The organism is Flavonifractor sp. HCP28S3_F3 (assembly GCF_052065355.1).
GTDB lineage: Bacteria > Bacillota > Clostridia > Oscillospirales > Oscillospiraceae > Flavonifractor.
The window spans coordinates 16,972-37,669 of sequence record NZ_JBQHUF010000019.1; the positions used below are offsets into that span (position 1 = coordinate 16,972).

A 20,698-nucleotide genomic window follows, 5' to 3' on the forward strand; every position below is an offset into this window, starting at 1 on the left:
GAAAAGCACCGGCCAGATCATCTGGCCGGTGCTTTGATAAATCGGGGATCTTACTTCGCGGCCTTGGCGGCGCGGATAGCGTCGATCAGCATGGGAGTGACCTTGTACAGGTCGCCCACGATACCGTAGGAAGCCACGTCGAAGATGGGGGCAGACTCATTCTTGTTCACCGCGATGATGCACTCGGAGTCCTGCATGCCAGCCAGGTGCTGGATGGCGCCGGAGATACCCAGAGCAACATAGATGCGGGGATGTACGGTCTTGCCGGTCTGACCGACCTGGTGGTCGGCAGTGATCCAGCCGGCGTCAACGCAGGCACGGGAGGAGCCCACAACGCCGCCCAGGACGGAAGCCAGCTCCTCGGCCAGCTTGATGCCGCCCTCAACGTCCTTGCTGATGCCGCGGCCCACGGAGACGACCACGTCGGCGCCGATCAGGTCGACCAGCTTCTTGGCGGCCTTCTTGACCTCCAGAACCTCAACATGGATGTCGGACTTGTCCAGCTTCACGTCCACGTTCTCGATCACGGTCTTGGCAGCGCCAGCCTCGTCGTAGGGCTGGGTCTGCATCACGCCGGGACGGACGGTGGACATCTGGGGACGGAAGCGGGGGCAGATGATGGTGGCCATCAGGTGACCGCCGAAAGCAGGACGGGTCATCTTCAGGTTGGTGTTCTCCTCGAACACGGTGTTGTCCACGTCGATGGTAGAGGTGGTCTTCAGGAACTCCTTATACTTGGCCACGTCCACGTCGAGGTGAGTACAGTCGGCGGTCAGACCGGTGTGCAGCCGGGCAGCGCAGCGGGGGCCCAGGTCACGGCCGATGTTGGTGGCGCCGATCAGGAAGATCTCGGGCTTCTTGTCCTCCACCAGGTCGCAGATGACCTTGGTGTAGGCGTCGGTGGTGTAAACATCCAGCAGCTCGTGGTTGCAGTAGTAAACCTTGTCGGCACCGTAGCCGCCCAGAGCCTTCAGGTAATCCTCCTTGATGTCCTTGCCCAGCACCACGCCGCACAGCTCAACGCCCAGGTCGTTAGCCAGCTTGCGGCCCTCGCTCAGCAGCTGGTAGCTGGTGGACATGATCACGCCTTCGCGCTGCTCACAGAAAACCCATACGCCCTTGAAGGCGGCGGTATCGCTACTATTGAAAGCCATTTGATTGCTCTCCTTTCACTTCTCAGATAATGTGCTTGTCGTTGAGGATGGAGACCAGCTTCTCGACAGTCGCCTTGTCGGCGCCCTCCATCATCATACCGGCGCCCTTCACCGGGGGGGAGAAGGACTTGTACACATTCGTGGGAGAGCCCTTCAGGCCGATGGTGGTCACATCAATCAGGGGATCATCCTTCAGAGTCTCATAGTTGTAGATCTCCAGAGGCTTCTGGTAGCACTCCATGATGCCGCCAACGCTCATGTAACGGGCGTCGTTGAGCTCCTTCACGCAGGTCAGCAGGCAGGGAGTCTGCACCTTGATGGTCATGTAGCCGTCCTCCAGCAGACGCTTCACGGTGACAGCCTTGCCGTCCACGTTGATCTCGGCAACGTAGGACACCTGGGGCAGGCCCAGCTTCTCAGCGATCTGGGGACCGACCTGAGCGGTGTCGCCGTCGATAGCCTGACGGCCGCAGAACACGATGTCGTCATCCTCGACGCCGATCTTCTTGATAGCGGCGGCCAGGATCTGGGAAGTGGCGTAAGTATCGGAACCACCGAACTCACGGGCGGAGACCAGAACGGCCTCGTCGCAGCCCATGGCCAGCAGCTCACGCAGCATGCCCTCGGCGGGCGGAGGACCCATGGAGACCACTACCACCTTGCAGCCGGTGGCGTCCTTGATCCGCAGAGCGGCCTCGACAGCGGCCAGGTCGTCGTGGTTGGTGATGGTAGCCATGGCGGCACGGTCCATGGTGCCGTCTTCCTTCACCGCGACCACGCCGGAGGTATCAGGTACCTGCTTGACACAAACGATGCATTTCATATCGTAATTTTCCCTCCAGTTCCGTTTAGTTCACGCCCAGGTTGGCGGCGATGACCATGCGCTGCACCTCGCTGGTACCCTCGTAGATCTCGGTGATCTTGGCGTCGCGCATCATGCGCTCCATGGGATACTCACGGGTGTAGCCGTAGCCACCGAACAGCTGCACGCAGCGGCGGGTCACGTCGCTGGCAGTCTCAGCGGCCACCAGCTTGGCCATGGCGGCGTCCATGGTGTAGGGCTCGTGATTCTGCTTCTTCATAGCGGCAGAGTACACCAGCCACTTGGCAGCCTCGGTCTTGGCGTGCATGTCGGCCAGCTGGAACTGGGTGTTCTGGAACTGGGAAATGCGCTTACCGAACTGAACGCGCTCCTTGGTGTACTTGATGGTCTCCTCGATAGCGCCCTCGGCCAGACCCAGAGCCTGGGAAGCGATGCCGATACGGCCGCCGTCCAGGGTCTTCATGGCGATGCCGAAGCCCTTGCCCTGCTTGCCCAGCAGACGATCCTTGGGGATGATGCAGTCCTCCATGATCAGCTCGCAGGTGGAGGAACCCTTGATGCCCATCTTCTTCTCGTGCTTGCCCACGGAGAAGCCGGGATCGGTGCGCTCCACGATGAAGGCGGAGATCTCCTTCTTCTTGCGGCCGCGCTTGTCGGTGGACACGCCGGTGATGGCGAAGATCACGAACACGTTGGCGTAGCCAGCGTTGGTGATGAAGATCTTGGAACCGTTCAGGATCCAGTTCTCGCCCTTCTCGTCCAGCACGGCGGTGGTCTGCTGGCCCTGAGCGTCAGTGCCGGCGCCGGGCTCGGTCAGACCGAAAGCGCCGATCCACTCGCCGGAGCACAGCTTGGGCAGGTAGTACTTCTTCTGCTCCTCGGTGCCGTTCTCATAAATGGGAGCGCAGCACAGAGAGGTGTGAGCGGAGATGATAACACCAGTGGTGCCGCAGACCTTGCTCATCTCCTCCACGGCCATGACGTAGCTCAGCACGTCGGCGCCGGCGCCGCCGTACTCCTTGGGGAAGTAGATGCCCATCATGCCCAGCTTGGCCATCTTCTTCACGGTCTCCTCGGGGAACGCCTCGTTCTCGTCCACCCACTCAGCCAGGGGCTTGACTTCGTTCTCGGCGAAGTCACGGTACATCTTGCGGAGCATTTCCTGCTCTTTGGAAAGGTGCAGATCCATTTGTTGCCTTCCTCCTAAGATATGTATTTCAGAACGGGCGGGCGGGAGTTGTTTGGGCTCCCGCCCGTCGTTGCGCGCTTAGGTTATATTTACTTGCGGTAGTCGTAGAAGCCGATACCGGTCTTGCGGCCCAGCTTGCCGGCGCGGACCATCTTCCGCAGCAGCAGGGAGGCGCGATACTTGGGATCGTGAGTCTCGCTGTACAGAGTGTCCATGATAGCCAGGCACACATCCAGGCCGATCAGGTCGCCCAGAGCCAGGGGGCCCATGGGGTGGTTGGCACCCAGCTTCATAGCGGTGTCGATGCCCTCAGCGGAAGCGACGCCGGTGTACAGCAGATCAACAGCCTCGTTGATCATGGGAACCAGGATCTTGTTCACCACGAAGCCGGGAGCCTCATTAACCTCAACGGGCTCCTTGCCAATGGCCTTGGACAGCTCGGTGATGGTGGTGCAGGTCTCGTCGGAGGTGTGAGCGCCGCGGATGACCTCAACCAGCTTCATGACGGTGGCGGGGTTGAAGAAGTGCATGCCGATGAACTTGTCGGGGCGCTTGGTGGCCGCGGCAATGGCGGTGATGGAGATGGAAGAAGTGTTGGAGGCCAGGATGGTCTCGGGCTTGCAGATGCTGTCCAGCTCAGCAAAGATGCTCTTCTTGATCTCCAGGTTCTCGATGGCGGCCTCAACCACCAGGTCGGCGTCGGCAGCGGCAGCCAGATCGGTGGTGAAGCTCATGTGGGCCAGGATGTCGGCCTTCTTGGCCTCGTCCATCTTGCCCTTGGCAACCAGCTTGTCCAGGCCCTTGTTCAGACGAGCCTCGGAAGCCTGGATGATGGTGTCGTTGATGTCGCGCACCACCACGTCATAGCTGTTGCGGGCAAACACCTGGGCAATGTCCAGACCCATAGTGCCGCCGCCGATGACAACAATCTTTTTCATAGCAGAAAACCTCTTTTCAATATCTTTAATAAAGATGTTCCAAACTTGATCAGATGGATTGGTAAGAACCGGACACATAAGTACAATGTACCTAAGCGGCTTCCTTACTTGTTCTGGAAGTGCTTCTCAGCGCGCTTCTCCAGGAAGGCGCCCATGCCCTCGTCCTTGTCAGCAGTGCCGCAGCAGACGCCGAAGGCCTCAGCCTCAAAGGCGGAACCGGTGGCGATGTCGGTCTGCATGCCCATACGGATGCACCGCTTGGACTCCTGCACCGCGATCTGAGCGTTGGCGCAGATGGCGTTGGCCAGCTCCAGAGCCTTGTCCATCAGCTCCTCAGCGGGATAGACCTCGCTGACCAGGCCGATAGCCTTGGCCTCGTCGGCCTTGATGACCTTGGCGGTGAGGATCAGCTCCATAGCCTTGGAGATGCCCACGATACGGGGCAGACGCTGGGTGCCGGCAAAGCCGGGGGTGATGCCCAGGCCCACCTCGGGCTGGCCGAACTTGGCCTTCTCGCTGGCCAGACGGATGTCGCAAGCCATGCTCAGCTCGCAGCCGCCGCCCAGAGCGAAGCCGTTGATAGCGGCGATGACGGGCTTGGCCATGTTCTCCAGCTTCAGGAACACGCCGCCGCCATGGACGCCGAACTTCTTGCCGTCGATGGAGGAGAAGCCCTTCATCTCGCCAATGTCAGCGCCAGCCACGAAGGAACGGCCTGCGCCGGTAAGAATCATAACATAGATCTCGTCGTCAGCAGCCACCTGATCGATGACCGCGTCCAGATCGCTGAGCACCTGGCTGTTCAGCGCATTCAGCGCCTCCTGCCGGTCAATGGTCACAATACCCACGTGACCCTGCTTTTCCAGCTTAACAAATCCCATTGCCCTGCCTCCTTAAAATAGGTAAAAACCTTATTGTTATTTTTTTAACACTGGCTTTCCTAATTAGTATACCGCTTTCCAGCCAAACAGGCAAGCAAAATGCAGGCAGAAAAGTGTTATTTTTTTGTCAATGATTATGTAAGAAATGCACAAAGCCGCAAAATGCCAGCTTTGTGCATCTCAGAAGAATGGTCAAACTCTGCCGTTTGCTTTTTCAAATCCGACACGAATGCTTCCAATTCGACCTTACTTTTCCAGCTGCGCTATCCCATCAGTCCGCCCAGCCACTGGCTCAGCGGGATATACCCCAGCGGCAGGAAAATCGCCGGTAACATATTGCCCACCCGCAGCTTCTCCTTGGACAGGCCCAGCATATTGATGCCGATACCCACAATGATGGTGCCGCCCACGGCGCTCATTTCGGTGACCACCGCCGGATCCATGCCCTGGCCCACCGCGGCGAAGATCAGGGTCAGTCCCCCCTGATAGACCAGGATAGGCAGAGCGGCAAAGGCCACACCCACGCCCATGGCGGCGGCGAAGGTGATGGAGGTCACCCCGTCGATGACCGCCTTGGAGATGATGATATCGTAATTGTGGTTCATTCCCGCCTCCATGGAGCCGTTGATGGCCATGGCTCCCACGCAGAAAAGCACCGAGGCGTTGACAAAGCCCTCCACGAAGCGGTTGTTGCCCTCTCCCCGGATGAGCTTGCGGCGGAGCAGCTCACCCACGCTGTCCATCCGCTTTTCGATGTTGATGGCCTCTCCCAGCAAAGTGCCCACCACCATGCACACGATGACGCACAGGCTGTCCGCCGTGGAGATCATACTGGTGATGCCGATGCCCAGCACGCACAGGCCCAGAGCAAAGGTAAGGCCCGAGGCAAACCGGGCGCTGATGCGGTTTTTAAAAATCAGTCCCAGTACACTCCCCAGGAGGATCAGGACCACGTTGATGACGGTGGCGATCATAGGTTTCCTCACTTTCGCAATGCAATGCGCTAATAGGAGCATGATACTCCTTTTTCTTCCTTTTGTCAACGGATGACGTATGGCGGACAACCCAACCGGAATACAGTGGGTACGAAGGGGGGCGCAGCAATGAAGCTAGACCGTACATCCATGCTATACGGCACCCTGCTGCTGACGGCCACCGGGATCTGCTCCCAGGCGCTGGGGTTCGTCTACCGCATTTTCCTCTCCCGACTCATCGGGGCGGAAGTGATGGGCCTGTATCAGCTGGTGATGCCGGTGTATTCCGTACTGATGTCCATCACCGCCGTGGGACTGACGGCGGCGGTTTCCAATCTGTCGGCCAGCTACCATGCCACCGGCAACCGGGCGGCTATCTCCGCCCTGCTGCGCCGCTGCCTGACGCTGTTTTTGGTGCTGTTCACCCCGGCGGCGGTCATCACCGTGCTGTGCTACGATCCGATTTCGGTGTATCTGCTGGGAGACGCCCGCACCCAGACGGGACTGGTGCTGCTGCTGCCCTGTGTCTTGCTCACCGGGGTGGAAAATCTCCACAAGCACTACTTCTACGGCACGGGGAACGTGCGGCCGCCGGCGGCGGTGGAGCTGTGCGAGCAGTTTATCCGGGCGGCGGCGGTGCTGGGTCTGCTGGTACTCTTCCTGCCCCAGAATCCGGAGCGGACAGTGGCCCTCATCGTCCTGGGCATGACGGCCTGCGAGCTGTTTTCCGCCCTCACCCTCCTGCTGCTGGCCCGGAGGAGCCTGGACAAAGCCGCCGGGCTGCCGGGCACGGTCCCCCCGCGGCGGTCTCTGGACCGGAAGATCGCGGCTCTGGCCCTGCCGGTGGGGATGACCAGTCTGCTGGGCAACTTGATGGGGTCGGCTACGGCGGTCATCATTCCCCAGCGTCTGGTGGCGGCGGGGGCGGAGGTGAGCCAGGCCATGAGCGCCTTCGGCATCCTGTGCGGTATGACCATTCCCATGCTCTGCCTGCCCACCGCCTTCATCGGGGCTCTGGGGCTCACCCTGATGCCCAAGCTGGCCCAGGCCGCCGCGCTGGGCCGGACCGACCTGGTGCGCAGCCGTCTGGACCGGGCCATGTTTGCCACCTCCCTGCTGGTGCTCCCCGCCATGGCGCTGCTTACGGTGCTGGGTCCCACTCTGGGTACCCTGCTCTTTCGGGAGGAGGCGGTGGGAAATTACCTGCTTCCTCTGGCGGTGGGGGTGGCTCTCACCTGCTGGCAGGCGGTACTCTCCGGCGCCCTCAACGGAGTGGGGCGGCAGAAAGCCGCCGCCCGCAACGCCCTGCTGGCCGCTGTGGTGGAGCTGGGCTGTACCTTCTTCCTCATGGGGCTGCCCGGCGTGGGGCTGAAGGGCTATGTGGCAGGCTTTGTGCTCTCCGCCGCCTTGGGCGCCTGGCTCAACTGGCGGGGCGTGCACAAGGCTACCGGTCTGAAAGCCCGGGTCTTTGCCTGGTGCGTGGCTCCGGGGCTGGCCGCCCTGCTGATGGCTCTGGTGGTCCGGTTGCTGTTCCAAGTGCTTCAGAGCCACGGCCTGGCCGACATACCCAACCTGGCAGTGTGCGCGGTGTTCGGCGGGGTGCTCTATCTGGCCGCCCTTCAGGCTCAGGGGGTATCCCTCCGGGGGATTTTTCGGCATGCCGCCGTATAAGTAAAAGCGGCGTCCCGCACAGGAGTGTGGGACGCCGCTTTCATTTTGCGGAGAAGAACTGCTTACTTGTTGAAGTAGTTCATCAGGATCTGGGCCACCTCAGCGCGGCTGGCGGTACCCAGAGGATTGAGGGCGTTGTTGGAACCATTGATCAGGTCCTCAGCCACGGCCCACTGCATGGCAGCGTTGGCCCAGTCGGAGACCTGAGCGCCGTCGGAGAAGGCGGACAGATCACTGGTGGCAGTCACGTCCTCGCCCTTGAACTTGGCGTAGTTGTACAGCAGAACGGCCATCTGCTCCCGGGTGATGGAATCCTCGGGACCAAACTTGCCATCGCCGTAGCCGTCCACGATACCGTTGGCGGCAGCCCAGTTCACAGCGTCGGCGTACCAGGCGTCGGCGGCCACATCGGTGAAGGAACCGTCGGCGGGAGCGGTACCCTTCTCAATGTTGAACATCACCTGGGCCATCATGCCGCGGGTCAGGTTCATGGAGGGGCTGAAGGTGGTACCGTCGTTGGTTCCGGTCATCATGCCATTCTCGTACACATAAGCCACGGCGTCATAGTACCAAGCGTCGGCGGCCACATCGGTGAAGGGCAGGGTGCTGACGGGGGTCTCCTTTACAAAGTCAGCCTTGATGGTGACCTTGGAGGCAGGCATCTTGAAGGTGTACTTGGTGTCGCTGGTCTTGGTCAGTTCGATCTTGTTGCCGTTCGCATCGGTAACGGTCAGGGTGCCCAGCTCGTAGCCCTCGTCAGGTGTGACAGTGATGGTCACGGTAGCGCCCTTGGAGGCGTTCTTGGGGGAGACGGTCACGGTGCCGTTGGTGGTGCTCTCCACGGTGTTGGTGTAGGTGGTCACACCGCCGCCGGAGCCGCCGGAGCTGCTGGAGCCGGAGTTGTCCTCAACGGCCACGCCATCGTAATAGAGCACACCGTCAGCGTCTCTGGTATAGTGGACGAACCACTCATTCCAAGCGGTGAAGCACTCGCTGGGCCAGATGGCATGGGTCTTGGTAGCGACCTCGACGCACCGCAGCATGGGCACGTCATCCTCGTTATAGAAGTAGTAGTTGGTGAAGAGATCCTTGTCGCCGGGGCCCTCGGGAGCCGGTGCCTTGGAGTCGTCATCCATGTAGGTGTAATCGTCCCAGCTCTCAACCGTGTTGTTGCGCTCGGTCCAGTAGTCGATGGCGGCCTTGCCGTCCTCGCTGCCGAAGCCGCCGGGGAAGGTCTTGTCCTCCTCGCCGATGAAGGCGATGATGGGGATCATGGTGTCGGTATCATCGGTCTCAAGAGCACGGGTGGCGGAGACCGGAGCCGCAGCTGCAAAGATATCAGACAATTCAGCCGCGCAGGCCCAGCTCATCATACCGCCGGAGGACTGGCCGGAGGCATAGATACGGGTAGTGTCGATGCTGTCTGCATACTCGTACTCGGTAAGCATCCAGTTGTAGATATAGCGGACGAGCTCAAGATCGCTGGGACGGGTCTCGGTGGCTGCACCGGTATTCCAGGCGGGACGCATGTCGGGGAACACCTTGTTGTTGATCGCACGGGGGGTGATCGCGATGGAAGCGCTGGGCATCACGATGATGAAGCCGTTCTCATCAGCGACCTTGGCCCAGCCGGAGCGGTCGGCGATCTCATTGCCGGTGCCGCCGGCTCCGTGGTACACGAACACCACAGGGACCTTCTCGCCGGCATCGATCTTCTCCTGGGCGCTCTCGGGCGCGTAGGTATACCACTCGCGGGTATAAACATCGCTGCCATCCTCGTAGTAGCCGCCGGGCACCTCGGCCTCATGGTACTCAAAGCCGCGGCTGAAGATCTCGCCGGGGCGGCGGAGCGCACCGTTGGCATCGCCAGGGTAGCGGTATATGCCCTCGAACAGCTCCGTGTAAACAGCCTCGGCATAGGCCTTGCTGAGCATGGTGTCGGAGTAGGCGTCTTCATCATAGGCCACATTGGCGCACCACTCATCATCCACATCGCCGCCCTCCATGGGCAGGTAAACCTTTTCAGCAAATGCGGACTCACCGGCGGCGGTATCCTGGCTGTGGTTGGCACTGCGGTAGAACTCGACCATACGCTCTATGTTGGAGGCGTTGGCAGAGCTGTCGGCAACGATCCAAACCGGGGTCTGGACCTCAGACTTGGGCACGCCGGGGACCTTGGAATCGGTGTTCTGGAGCTCTTCCACCTTCTCCGCCGTCATTCCCTCCTCAGCGCCAACGACGGCGATGGCAGCCCAGGTCTTGGGATTGTCAACGCTGTGCTTCTGGAGGATGTCGGCGGCATCACCGTAGGCGATGGCATAGAAGTTGGACTCGAAGGTGCAGAAGAACGGGCGCTTGCCCACATCAGCAGCCAGCTGGGCGATGTAAGCGATATCGTCCTCGCTCCAGCCGTCGCCGCCGTCTTCCATGGTAATGAGGTAGAGGCCCTTTTCATCGGCCAGGTCCTTCCAGCCGCTCTCGTCCAGGAAATTGTAGGGAATTTCCTCATCGCTGGGCACACCGATGAACACGGTGGGCTGGTTAAACACGGAGTTGGCAGGGATGTAGAAGTGGGCATCGCGGAGGGTGTCACCCACTGCAAAGTCATTGTAGGCGTAGTAGCCTTCCACATACTGGCCGTAGTAATCATCGAGCTTCGGATAGTTTTCGATGATGTAGTCGACGGTGGGAAGCTGCTTGGCATAGCCTTCCTCGTAGGCCGCCTCGATATCTTCCTCGCTGGCAAGCACGAAGGTCTCCATCACATTCTCGGCATTGACGATATCGCCGGTCTTCTTCAGGTTGACCTTGTAGTAGGCGCCCTGCTCCAGGCTGGCGGCCAGCTTCTCGGCCTCTTCCTTGGTCATGGCCTCGGTACGGATGATCTCGCTCCAGCCCTCGCCGTGGAAGGACTCCACAGGGCCGCTGGTGAACTTGCTGCCGGTGTTGATGCCGGTGTTGCTGTACACGTTGCCGTCATAGTCGTCCATAACATGGGCGCCGATCTGGACATACCAAGCGTCGGGATCGGTGACAAAGCCGTCCTTGGCAAACAGGAAGCCCTTGCTCATGTCAAAGTCGGACTTGGCGCTGCCGCCCTGAGAGGCGGTGTTGGTCAGGATGCCTGGCTCTACGCCGCCCTTGTTCAGGTAGGGATCATAGCCGTGCATGACGATGATCTCCACGTCCTCAGCAATCTGGATGACGTGCTCGCCCTCCTCATGCTTGTAGGGGCCGGACTCCTCCACGGTAACGAGGTTGGCAGGATTGGCGTTGGTGGCGTCGATCTTGACATCCACGCCGTCGATCTCCATATAGGGGACCTCACCGTCAGCCTCGTCATACATCTCCTGATACTTCTCGTCGTACGCCCGATACAGCATGGCGGAGGCACGCTTCTCAGCGAAGTTCGCTACTTCGTCCACGCCCTCACGCAGGAAGTGCAGGAAGGAGTAATCGGTGCCGTACATCTCATTGTACATCTCCCGCATGCTCTCCACTTCCAGGTAGGGGAACTGGTTGGTGTGCTGGGGCAGGTTGTAGATGCCGTCAGCCTGCTGGCCGGTAGTGGTCTCCAGGTAGGGCAGCACGCTCTGGAGGTAGCGCAGAGAGCTGACGAAAGCAGGACGCAGATAACCCTTGGAGGGACTATTCAGGCCGTTGATGCCGTAGCCGCCCATGTAGACGAAGAAGAGCTGATCGCCCTCTTCATAATCGGTAATGGTGCGCTCGCCGGTCTCGGCGTCATAGGTCAGGTGGGCATCCTTCATGCCGCCCTCGCCCACGGTGACCTGGTAGACCGCGGAGGCCACGCCGGGGGTGTGGCCGGGGGTGAGGATGGGATAGCAGGCCAGACCGTCGCCCAGCTCCAGCCACTGATCCATCTCGTACCAGTCGGTGATGGTGGCACGGAAGGCGTACTCGGTGGTGGGCAGAGCGCCCACGGTGTCCTCAAAGCCGTACTTGTCGTAGCCCACGCCGTCCTCATAGGTCTCATAGACCGTGGCGGTGTTGCCGGCACGGGTGATCATCTCCCACAGGTCGAAGGAGGTGCCATAGTGGTCGGAGTGTCCGTGGCTCAGCAGGACCTGGTTGATGTCACGGCTGTCCATGTCGATGCCGCTCTCCTGCAGCGCCCGCTCGTCAGCCTTCCAGTACTGATAGCCGGACTTGGGCCAGCCGGTGTCATAGCGGACCAGGCTGTAGTTGCCGTCGCTGTTGGTGGCATAGAACAGGTAGTTCAGGGCCTCGTTGTCGCCGGTAGACCACATCTTGCCATCCACCACCGCGAAGGGCACGGAGGAGGTCAGGAAGGGGGCGGACTGGGGCTTGGGGCTGCCCTGATCGGCAGTGGACAGGTCAGAGCCGATGCGGTTGCTGGAGGGCACCAGGCCCACATAGCTGCTCACATCCGCAATGGCGTCCTTGAAGTAGTAGATCTCCACCACCTTGGCGGTACCCTCGTCATAAGCGGTGTAGTCCTTGTCGAAAACCGCTACGGCGAACTGGCGGTCCTCAGAAGCAGTGTCATAGATCACGCCGTCCTGGGCAGGGGTGACGGGAATGTCGGCAAAGGTCTTTTCCGTAGAGGCATAAGTATCATTATCCACCTGGTAGACCTTCACATCGTCAGCCACATTGTACTGCTCGATGAACAGCTCGGTGGCCATGTTGCCGTCGCCCAGGGTGATGGTGCCGTCGGCCTTGGCTAGCACCCAACCGGAGGCCACCATGTCGCCGGCCTCGCCGGTCATGATGCCGGTGCCCTCCACGCCCCGGTGCATCACGGTGCTGCCGATCTTAGTCAGATCACCGCCGTACTCCGCGGTATCAAAGAACAGTCCGGACTGCAGCACCCGGCGGGCGTCGATGACCTTGCCCTCGGCGTTCAGGCACAGCTCGGCAAACACGCCGGGCTTGAAGCTCATATCCCCGCTGCGGCCCACTTCATAGCCCAGGCGCGTCAGGAGGACATTGGCCTCGTCAATGCCGTCCATACCCTCCAGGTCCTCATTGGTCATGTCGTAGACCTTCTCGGTGGTATAGGACTTGGCCTGGCTCTGACCGGCGGGCACAATGCCCAGAGTAACGCTTCCGTTTCCATTATTCACAGGAGCATCGGTCACCCAGCCGTAAATCCTGTCCGCCACTTTCATATCCACGGAGGCAGTTTCCGCAGCCGCCGCAAATACATTGCCGGCGGGACACAGGCTGACTACCATCCCCAGCGCGAGCATCCGCGCAAGAAAGCGCTTTCTCATTCCGTATGAGTTCATTTTTGACCTCCCAACTCTTTTTCTTCATTTCTCGTCTCGCGTTACGCGGCCATCGGCGCCACAAAAAACAGCGTGTCTCCTTTCCGGCGCAGGACTGTGCCAGACTTAACAGTTCAGCGAGTTTATAAAATTATTATACCGCCAAAAGCTTTTTCAGCAAGTCAAAATGCGCAAAACAAGAAACTGTTTTTCTAAGTCAGTTGTTAAAAAAATGAATACTTAGTTTTTTTATGAACGAATTACTTTTTTCTAAGTCCCTCTCCTCTCCTGCTGACAAAAAAAGAAACCCGACCGGGCTGATCGCCCGGCCGGGTTTCCGCATCCGCTGCTTACTCCTTGGAGAACTGATCCTTACCCACGCCGCACAGGGGGCACACCCAGTCGGCGGGCACCTGCTCCCAGGGGGTGCCGGGAGCAACGCCGTTGTCAGGATCGCCGTTGGCGGGATCGTAGATATAGCCGCAGATATCGCAAACATACTTATCCATATAAAATACTCCTTTTTTCATCCTAAGCCGAAACCGGCAACAGCCTTGCCGAATGTCCGGTCTTGTGGTATGATACGCTTGTTACGCCATTATTTATAACATATGAGGGTACATTGTGAAAATTGGCAATATCACTATAAATTCAAAGCTGGCGCTTGCCCCTATGGCCGGAGTGACGGACCTGGGCTTCCGCACCATTTGCCGGGAGCTGGGTGCGGGCTATACCATCACCGAAATGGTGAGTGCCAAGGCTTTGTGCTATCAGGATAAAAAGTCCATTCCCCTGCTGAAGCTTGGGGATGGCGAGCACCCTGCCGCCGCCCAGCTTTTCGGCAGCGACCCGGCCTGCATGGAGCAGGCGGCGGGCATCGCGGCGGAGGTATCCAGGGCGGACATCCTGGACATCAACATGGGCTGCCCGGTGCCCAAGGTGGCCAACTCCGGGGACGGCTCAGGACTGATGAAGAACCCCGACCTGGCGGTGAAGGTGGCCGAGGCGGTGATCCGGGGGGCCGGCGGAAAGCCGGTGACGGTGAAGTTCCGGCTGGGCTGGGACAAGGGCTCCATCAACTGCGTGGAGTTCGCCAAAGCCATGGAACAGGCCGGAGTGGCCGCCGTGGCGGTCCACGGCCGCACCAAGACCCAGATGTATTCCGGAAAAGCCAACTGGGACTATATCAAGGCGGTGAAAGAGGCGGTGTCCATCCCGGTCATCGCCAACGGCGACGTGTTTGAGCCGGAGGATGCGGTCCATATTCTGAAGTATACCGGCGCGGACATGGCCATGATCGGCCGGGGCTGCTTCGGCAATCCCTGGCTGTTTCAGCGTGCCCAGGCGGCTCTGGAGGGGAAGGAGATCCCACCTCTGCCCCCGCTGGCCGTGCGGTGCGACACGGCGGTACGGCAGTTTGAGCTGTCCGCCGCCCACAAGGGAGAGCACATCGCCTGCCTGGAGGCCAGGAAGCATTACGCCTGGTACCTCAAGGGAGTGCCCTACGCGGGGTATTACAAGGAACAGATCAGCCATGTATCCACCATGGAGGATATCTATAAGGTAACAGCAGGTATCAAGCGGGATCTGAAAGACGAGGAGCGGTAAGAACCTCTTAAAATCGGAAAGTGAGGTGAAGAGGAAGGCATGAAACCGGAATGGGAGCTGGTCCAGCGGGCCCGGCAGGGCGACGAGGACTGCTTTGCGGCTCTGGTGGAGCAGAACCAGGGGCGCATTTACAATCTGGCCCTGCGGATGGTGGGCAACCCGGACGACGCGGCGGAGCTGTGCCAGGAGGCCTTCCTCAACGCCTGGAAGGGGCTGGGCAAGTTCCAGGGAGACAGTTCCTTTGCCACCTGGCTCTACCGGCTGACCAGCAATGTGTGCATTGACTTCCTTCGGAAGGAGAAGCGGCGGAGCACCCTGTCCATGACGGTGTCCCTGGATGACGATGGTGAGGACCAGCAGGCCGACCTGCCTGACGAGCGCTTCTCCCCCCATGCGGAGGCGGAGCGGCGGGAACGGCAGGATACCCTCCGGGCCGGCTTGGCCGCCCTGTCGGAGGAGCACCGGAAGGTCCTCATTCTCCGGGAGCTGGAGGGGCTGTCTTATGGAGAGATCGCCCAGCTGCTGGAACTGGAAGAGGGCACGGTCAAATCCCGCATTGCCCGGGCCCGTCTGGCCCTGCGGAAATATTTGATCCAGAGCGGGAACTTTTTCGACGATCCTTCGTCCATAAAGTAAAACAACCGGAATCCTGTTCCGGCAAGAAGGAGGGAACGACATGCTGGATTGTGAACAGGCCCTGGATCTTATCAGCGCCAAGCTGGACGGCGCTCTGACGGCGGAGGAGTCCGCCGCGCTGGAGGAACACCTGGCGGCGTGCCCGGCATGCCGGGCGCTCCTGGCCGACTTTGAGGAGCTGCATCTGGAGCTGCCCAAGCTGGCGGCGCAGCCCCCGGCAGATTTGAAGGATAACATCATGGCGGAGGTCCGCCGGTCCAAGGTGACCCCCTTCCAGGGGAAGAAAAAGCAGTGGCGCTGGCGCTCTCTGGCCTCCCTGGCGGCGGTGCTGGTGCTGGTATTTGTGGGCAGCAGCGCCATGCGTCAGTGGGAAGGCGCCGCCTCCCGGGCGGAGAACGCCCCGGCGGCCGGAGACAGTTTGAACATCTTTGCCCAGGGCGAGACGGCGGGAGACACCATTACCGCCCCGGCGGCTGTGACGCCCGATACTCAGTCTCAGGTCGCCACCGATCCGGGAAAGGGTACCCGGAACCTGGAGAACAACGGCGAAGCCACCGTTCAGGATAAAACCGGAGAGACGCAAGAAACGGAAGGCACTGTGCCTCCCGCCACCCCCGCCCCCGTGCAGTCCGCCGAGCCGTCAGCTCAGCCCAACACCTACACCGTGGGCCCCGAGCAGCGCATTGAGACCACCGGGCTGGATATCAGCAGCACCGGAACGGAGCTGACTCAGGCTCAGGCCGTGGAAAAGCTGGCCCTGCATCTGGGCTGGGCGGCAAACAGCCTGACGGCAGACAGCTCCGGGGTACTGACCGGTCCCAGTGACGACGGCGTCAAGCGCACTATCACCTGCATCGGTTTGAACGAGGCCGGCACCGGCTGGGTCTGCCAGGTGGAGGAGATCTCCTCCGGTCCTGACGGCACCGCCAGCTGCGCCACCTACACCGTCCCTCTGGACGGCAGCGAGATCACACAACCGTAAGCCGCAAGAAAAAGCGCGGGCCATCCGGCCCGCGTTTTTTTATGCCTTGATGTGACGGATGGCGTCCCTGCGGCGTATTTCAGATGAAAGGCCTTTTCAACCACTCTGGAAAGGAGGGAGATCGGAATGGATGGAACCGCTCAGGAGTTTTCCACCAAAGCGGAGGAATTGGTGGACAAATACGCCAGGCTGGTCTATCAGCTGGCCTACGCCCGCACCCGCAGCAAGGAAGCGGCGGAGGACATTTTTCAGGATGTATTCCTCAAGCTGGTAAGCAAACGGCCGGTTTTTGACAACGAGGAGCACGAAAAAGCCTGGTTCTGCCGGGTGACCGTCAACTGCGCCAACTCTTACTGGCGCAATCCCTTCCGCCGCAAAACCCAGTCACTGGACGAGACGGAGGCCGGGAAGCTCTCCGCCCCCGGCCCGGAGGAGGACAGCGAGGGCTTGAATGCCTGCCTGGACCGGTTGTCCCCGGAGCTGCGCACCATCGTCCATCTCTACTACTACGAGGGCTATTCCAGCCCGGAGATCGCCGCTCTGCTGGGCAAGGGGGAGTCCGCCGTGCGGATGGCCCTGATGCGGGCCCGGCGGCAGCTGCGGAACTTTTTGGAAGAAGGAGGGAATCCCTGTGTTTGAGCAGGACTATCGCAATCAGTTGGACCAAATTTCCCCTGACCCTAAACTGGTAGCGGACACCAAGGCGGCCATGCGGGCTGTCCTGACCGGGAAGCAAAAGCCTCGCCGCCATCTGACCCGCCGGGGACTGGCCGCCCTGGCGGCCACCGCCGTTCTCACCGTCACCGCCCTGGCGGCGGCTCCCACCCTCTGGCAGGTCATTCAGAAGGATCTGGGGAACCGGGCTCCCTACGCCGCTCAGGTGCTTGGCTCCTGCGAGGACCAGGGCATCCGCATCGAGGTCCAGGCCGCTCTGGCCGACACCCGGGTTACCCGGCTCTACTTTACCGTGGAGGATCTGACTGGAAACACCCTGGATGCAGACACCACAAGTGATCTGATCCTCTCCCAGGAGACCAACGGACAGTTTGACTGGGGCAATGGCGGCAAGGGCTTGGAGTTACTCTCCTACGACCCGGAGCAGCATCTGGCTGCCCTGGTGTACAGCCGGGGCACCGCCGACCTGGCGGATTCTCCCCCCACCCACATTCGCCTGAACGCCACTTATTTTATTCCCGGCCACCGGCAGGCAGAGCTGGCACTGGACCGGGAGGAACTCCCCACAGAGACCCTGGAGAGCGTTGTCACCGATACCGGCGCCGCCGTCCTTCTCCCCAATCAGAACCCCATGGCCCTGGGCCAGGACGGTGATATCTCCATCTCCTCCATAGGCTTCGCCTCCGACGGATCTTTCCACATCCGCTTTGCACAGGAGGAAACTGTCTCTCCCATTACAGACGGCGGGTGTCCTTTCCGGGCTGACTACTACCTGCACGACCCGGAGGACCCGGACCGCTGGCCGGAACAAAGCGTGGACGATATCATCTGCACCGCCGTGGACGGCGGCTGGGACCTCTGCCTGCCCAGCCTGACGCCGGACACCCTGGAATATCTGGACTTGCTCTATCTTACCGCCGATTACTCGGCGGCAGGCGGCCGTATCGATGGAAATTGGGAGATCACCGTTCCGGTGGAGGTGATGGACCTGCGCACCGCCGCTCCGGCAGAGCTGCTGGTGTTCCCCTACACCCAGGATGGAGAGCAGCCCTACGGCCGGGCCCATGACGCCCAGTTGGATACGCTCACCGTCTCCCCTCTCAGCGTCTGCGCCGACTTTACCACACCTGAAGGGCAGGAAGAGCCCTGCATGCTCAACGGCACAGAGCTCTCCCTCACCGTCACCCTGGCTGACGGCACCGTGCTCACGCCAGCCTATTATGACGAGGTGTGGAGTCAGCGGGCAGGCTGGGTGATGTGGGAATTTGCGGAACCCATCGCTCCTGACGAGGTGGTCTCGGTCACCCTCAACGGTGAGACCGTCCCCCTGGCCTGACCCCCCAAATGCCCCGGCGGACAGCCGCCGGGGCATTTTGCGCGATTTTTCTAAAATTCTTGTTGTAAGTCCTCTCTGTTTCATGTATAATGGACAACAGCAGTTTATCACACTGCTCCGCGATTCCAAATGTAAGGAGAGGAAACAAGTTATGAGCTATTCCGTACAAAATATCCGCAACGTATGCCTGCTGGGACACGGTGGCAACGGAAAGACCTCCCTGGCGGAGAGCATGCTGTATTTGACCGGCGGAACCGTGCGGCTGGGCAACCCCGTCGACGGCAACACCGTTTGCGATTATGATCCTGAGGAGATTCGCCGCCAGATTTCCATCTCCACCGCGGTGGCTCCCGTGGAATATAACGGCTGCAAGATCAATGTGCTGGACACTCCGGGCTACTTCGACTTCTCCGGCGAGGTCATCGAGGCCATGCAGGTCTCCGATGCCGCCATCATCGTCTGCTCTGCCAAGGGCGGCATGAGCGTGGGCGCCGAGAAGGCCTGGAAGCTGTGCGAGCAGCGCAAGCTGCCCCGGGTGCTTTATATCTCCAAGACCGACGAGGACAACTCCGACTACAATGCCGCCTTTGAGACCCTACGGGAGCGATTCGGCAAGAATGTCGCCCCCGTCGCGGCTCCTATCTGGAACGCCGACAAGAAGGTCATCGGCTTCATCGACGTGCTCCATAAGCGCGCCTTCGAGGCCGGCCCCAAGGGCGAGCGCGTGGAGATCGAGGTGCCCGACGAGAAGAAGCCCGTGCTGGACGAGCTGTATGACGCCCTGAAGGAGTCTGTGGCCGAGACCAGCGAGGAGCTGATGGAAAAGTATTTCGCCGGCGAGGACTTCACCTACGCCGAGATGATCCAGGGCCTGCGGGCAGGCGTGAAGGACCTGTCCCTGTTCCCCGTGGTGTGCGGCTCCGCCGTCACCGGTCTGGGCACCCGTATGCTGCTGGACATCATCGTGGAGCTGCTCCCCTCTCCCCTGGAGGGTCGGCCCCTGATGGGCGAGAATGAGAAGGGCGAGCTGGACGAGTTCGTCTCCTCCCCCGGCGCTCTGCCCTGCGCCCTGGTCTGGAAGACCGTGTCCGACCAGTACGGCAAGTACTCCTATGTAAAGGTGCTCTCCGGTAACCTGAAGCCCGACATGCAGATGGTCAACGCCCGCACCGGCGCCACCGAGAAGCTGGGCCGCCTGTACGTGATGAAGGGCAAGAAGGCCGAGGAAGTCAAGGAGCTGGAGTGCGGCGACATCGGCGCCATCGGCAAGATGGATAAGGTCAAGACCGGCGATACCCTGTCCGATCCCCGGAAGGTGGTCAAGCTGGAGGACATTCCCTTCCCCGAGCCCTGCTACTCCGTGGCTATCACCCCCAAGACCAAGGGTCAGGAGGACAAGATTGCTGCCGGCCTCATCCGCCTCAACGAGGAGGATCAGACCTTCAACTGGGTGAACAACGCTGAGACCCACCAGATGGTGGTCTCCGGCACCGGCGATATGCAGATGGACGTAATCCTGTCCCGTCTGAAGAGCCGCTTCGGCGTGGACGCGGAGCTGTCCGAGCCCCGTGTGGCTTACCGCGAGAAGATCCGCAAGAAGGTGGAGGTCCAGGGCCGCCACAAGAAGCAGACCGGCGGTCACGGCCAGTTCGGCGACGTCTGGATGCGCTTCGAGCCCGGCGACACCGAGGAGCTGCAGTTCTGCGAGGAGGTCGTGGGCGGCGCTGTGCCCAAGAACTACTTCCCCGCCGTGGAAAAGGGTATGCGCGAAGCCGTGGTTCACGGCGTGCTGGCGGGCTATCCCGTGGTGTACCTGAAGGCCACCCTGTTTGACGGCTCTTACCACCCCGTGGACTCCTCCGAAATGGCGTTCAAGACCGCCGTGCAGCTGGCCTATAAGGCCGGTATGCCTCAGGCCAGCCCCGTGCTGCTGGAGCCCATCGGCGAGCTGAAGGTCACCATCCCCGACAGCTACATGGGCGACGTCATCGGCGATCTGAACAAGCGCCGCGGCCGCGTGATGGGTATGAACCCCGACGGCGAGGGCAACCAGATCGTGGAGGCCGAGGTACCCATGGCCGAGATGGGCCGCTACGCCATCGATCTGCGGTCCATGACCCAGGGCCGTGGCTCCTTTACCTTCCACTTCGTCCGCTACGAGGACGCGCCTCCTGCCGCCCAGGAAAAAGCCATTGAGGCTGCCAAGGCTATGCAGGAAGAAGCCAACTAATAGATATACAGAAGCCCCCCGGCCATGCCGGGGGGCTTTTTTGTAGGCGGCAAAGGCGCGTCCTCGGGGCCCCGTCATTGACGGGGCGGCGCTTTGCGCCGTTCAAGTGTTTTGGGCCAACGGCACAAAACCTTGATGCCGGGGCAATTCACTTGCCCCGAGCAGATGAAATACCGCCTGGAGGGCTCCCGGCGGAACAGGTTCCGCCGGGACGGACGCGCCTCCTGCCGCCCAGGAGAAGGCTATCGAAGCCGCCAAGGCTATGCAGGAAGAAGCCAACTAACAGATATGCGAAGAGCCCCCGCCCTTGGCCCGGGGGGTTCTTTTTTTGGGGGGGTTAAACTCC

General features: G+C 60.8%; 15 protein-coding genes. 7 read left to right on the forward strand and 8 right to left on the reverse strand.

What is annotated here, in order from left to right; translation table 11 throughout:
* Nucleotides 1-50: 50 nt before the first annotated feature.
* The 6 genes from acrA to ACTNB1_RS13790 form a co-directional block, all read right to left on the reverse strand.
* Entirely contained in the window at nt 51-1,154 is a 1,104-nt protein-coding gene (gene acrA / locus ACTNB1_RS13765; RefSeq protein ID WP_441170259.1) for an acryloyl-CoA reductase electron transfer subunit beta, read from the reverse strand.
* Nucleotides 1,155-1,176: 22 nt separating this feature from the next.
* Entirely contained in the window at nt 1,177-1,977 is an 801-nt protein-coding gene (gene acrB, locus ACTNB1_RS13770) for an acryloyl-CoA reductase electron transfer subunit gamma (protein WP_441170260.1), read from the reverse strand.
* A 25-nt stretch (nt 1,978-2,002) separates the two neighbouring features.
* Nucleotides 2,003-3,166: an acyl-CoA dehydrogenase gene (locus ACTNB1_RS13775; protein ID WP_441170261.1), complete on the reverse strand. Its 1,164-nt coding sequence runs from the start codon at nt 3,164-3,166 to the stop codon at nt 2,003-2,005.
* 89 nt (nt 3,167-3,255) lie between these two features.
* Nucleotides 3,256-4,104, reverse strand: coding sequence for a 3-hydroxybutyryl-CoA dehydrogenase (locus ACTNB1_RS13780; RefSeq protein WP_441170263.1), 849 nt, complete (start codon nt 4,102-4,104; stop codon nt 3,256-3,258).
* Between the two features lie 104 nt (nt 4,105-4,208).
* The gene (locus tag ACTNB1_RS13785) at nt 4,209-4,985 is read right to left on the reverse strand and encodes an enoyl-CoA hydratase-related protein (RefSeq protein WP_441170265.1); all 777 of its coding nucleotides are present in this window, start codon (nt 4,983-4,985) and stop codon (nt 4,209-4,211) included.
* A gap of 263 nt (nt 4,986-5,248) precedes the next feature.
* A complete protein-coding gene (locus tag ACTNB1_RS13790) occupies nt 5,249-5,959 on the reverse strand; it encodes a DUF554 domain-containing protein (protein WP_441170266.1) in 711 nt (236 codons plus the stop codon).
* Nucleotides 5,960-6,088: 129 nt separating this feature from the next.
* Here ACTNB1_RS13790 and ACTNB1_RS13795 point away from each other — a divergent pair, with 129 nt between their 5' ends.
* Nucleotides 6,089-7,630: a putative polysaccharide biosynthesis protein gene (locus ACTNB1_RS13795; RefSeq protein ID WP_441170267.1), complete on the forward strand. Its 1,542-nt coding sequence runs from the start codon at nt 6,089-6,091 to the stop codon at nt 7,628-7,630.
* 62 nt (nt 7,631-7,692) lie between these two features.
* Here ACTNB1_RS13795 and ACTNB1_RS13800 read toward each other — a convergent pair whose 3' ends face one another.
* Together ACTNB1_RS13800 and rd are read right to left on the reverse strand one after the other, a co-directional pair.
* On the reverse strand, nt 7,693-12,906 hold the full coding sequence (locus ACTNB1_RS13800) for an S-layer homology domain-containing protein (protein ID WP_441170271.1): 5,214 nt from the start codon (nt 12,904-12,906) through the stop codon (nt 7,693-7,695).
* A 329-nt stretch (nt 12,907-13,235) separates the two neighbouring features.
* Nucleotides 13,236-13,394: a rubredoxin gene (gene rd, locus ACTNB1_RS13805; RefSeq protein WP_087342198.1), complete on the reverse strand. Its 159-nt coding sequence runs from the start codon at nt 13,392-13,394 to the stop codon at nt 13,236-13,238.
* Nucleotides 13,395-13,509: 115 nt separating this feature from the next.
* Here rd and dusB point away from each other — a divergent pair, with 115 nt between their 5' ends.
* From dusB to ACTNB1_RS13835, 6 genes are all read left to right on the forward strand, one after another.
* Nucleotides 13,510-14,493, forward strand: coding sequence for a tRNA dihydrouridine synthase DusB (gene dusB, locus ACTNB1_RS13810; protein WP_441170272.1), 984 nt, complete (start codon nt 13,510-13,512; stop codon nt 14,491-14,493).
* A gap of 39 nt (nt 14,494-14,532) precedes the next feature.
* Complete coding sequence (locus ACTNB1_RS13815; RefSeq protein ID WP_441170274.1) at nt 14,533-15,129, forward strand: RNA polymerase sigma factor; 597 nt, start codon at nt 14,533-14,535, stop codon at nt 15,127-15,129.
* A 40-nt stretch (nt 15,130-15,169) separates the two neighbouring features.
* The gene (locus ACTNB1_RS13820) at nt 15,170-16,111 is read left to right on the forward strand and encodes a zf-HC2 domain-containing protein (RefSeq protein ID WP_441170276.1); all 942 of its coding nucleotides are present in this window, start codon (nt 15,170-15,172) and stop codon (nt 16,109-16,111) included.
* A gap of 126 nt (nt 16,112-16,237) precedes the next feature.
* The gene (locus tag ACTNB1_RS13825) at nt 16,238-16,750 is read left to right on the forward strand and encodes an RNA polymerase sigma factor (protein ID WP_441170277.1); all 513 of its coding nucleotides are present in this window, start codon (nt 16,238-16,240) and stop codon (nt 16,748-16,750) included.
* On the forward strand, nt 16,743-18,122 hold the full coding sequence (locus ACTNB1_RS13830; RefSeq protein ID WP_441170278.1) for a hypothetical protein: 1,380 nt from the start codon (nt 16,743-16,745) through the stop codon (nt 18,120-18,122). The genes ACTNB1_RS13825 and ACTNB1_RS13830 overlap by 8 nt, the downstream gene beginning before the upstream one ends.
* A gap of 151 nt (nt 18,123-18,273) precedes the next feature.
* A complete protein-coding gene (locus tag ACTNB1_RS13835) occupies nt 18,274-20,352 on the forward strand; it encodes an elongation factor G (RefSeq protein ID WP_441170279.1) in 2,079 nt (692 codons plus the stop codon).
* Nucleotides 20,353-20,698: the final 346 nt, after the last annotated feature.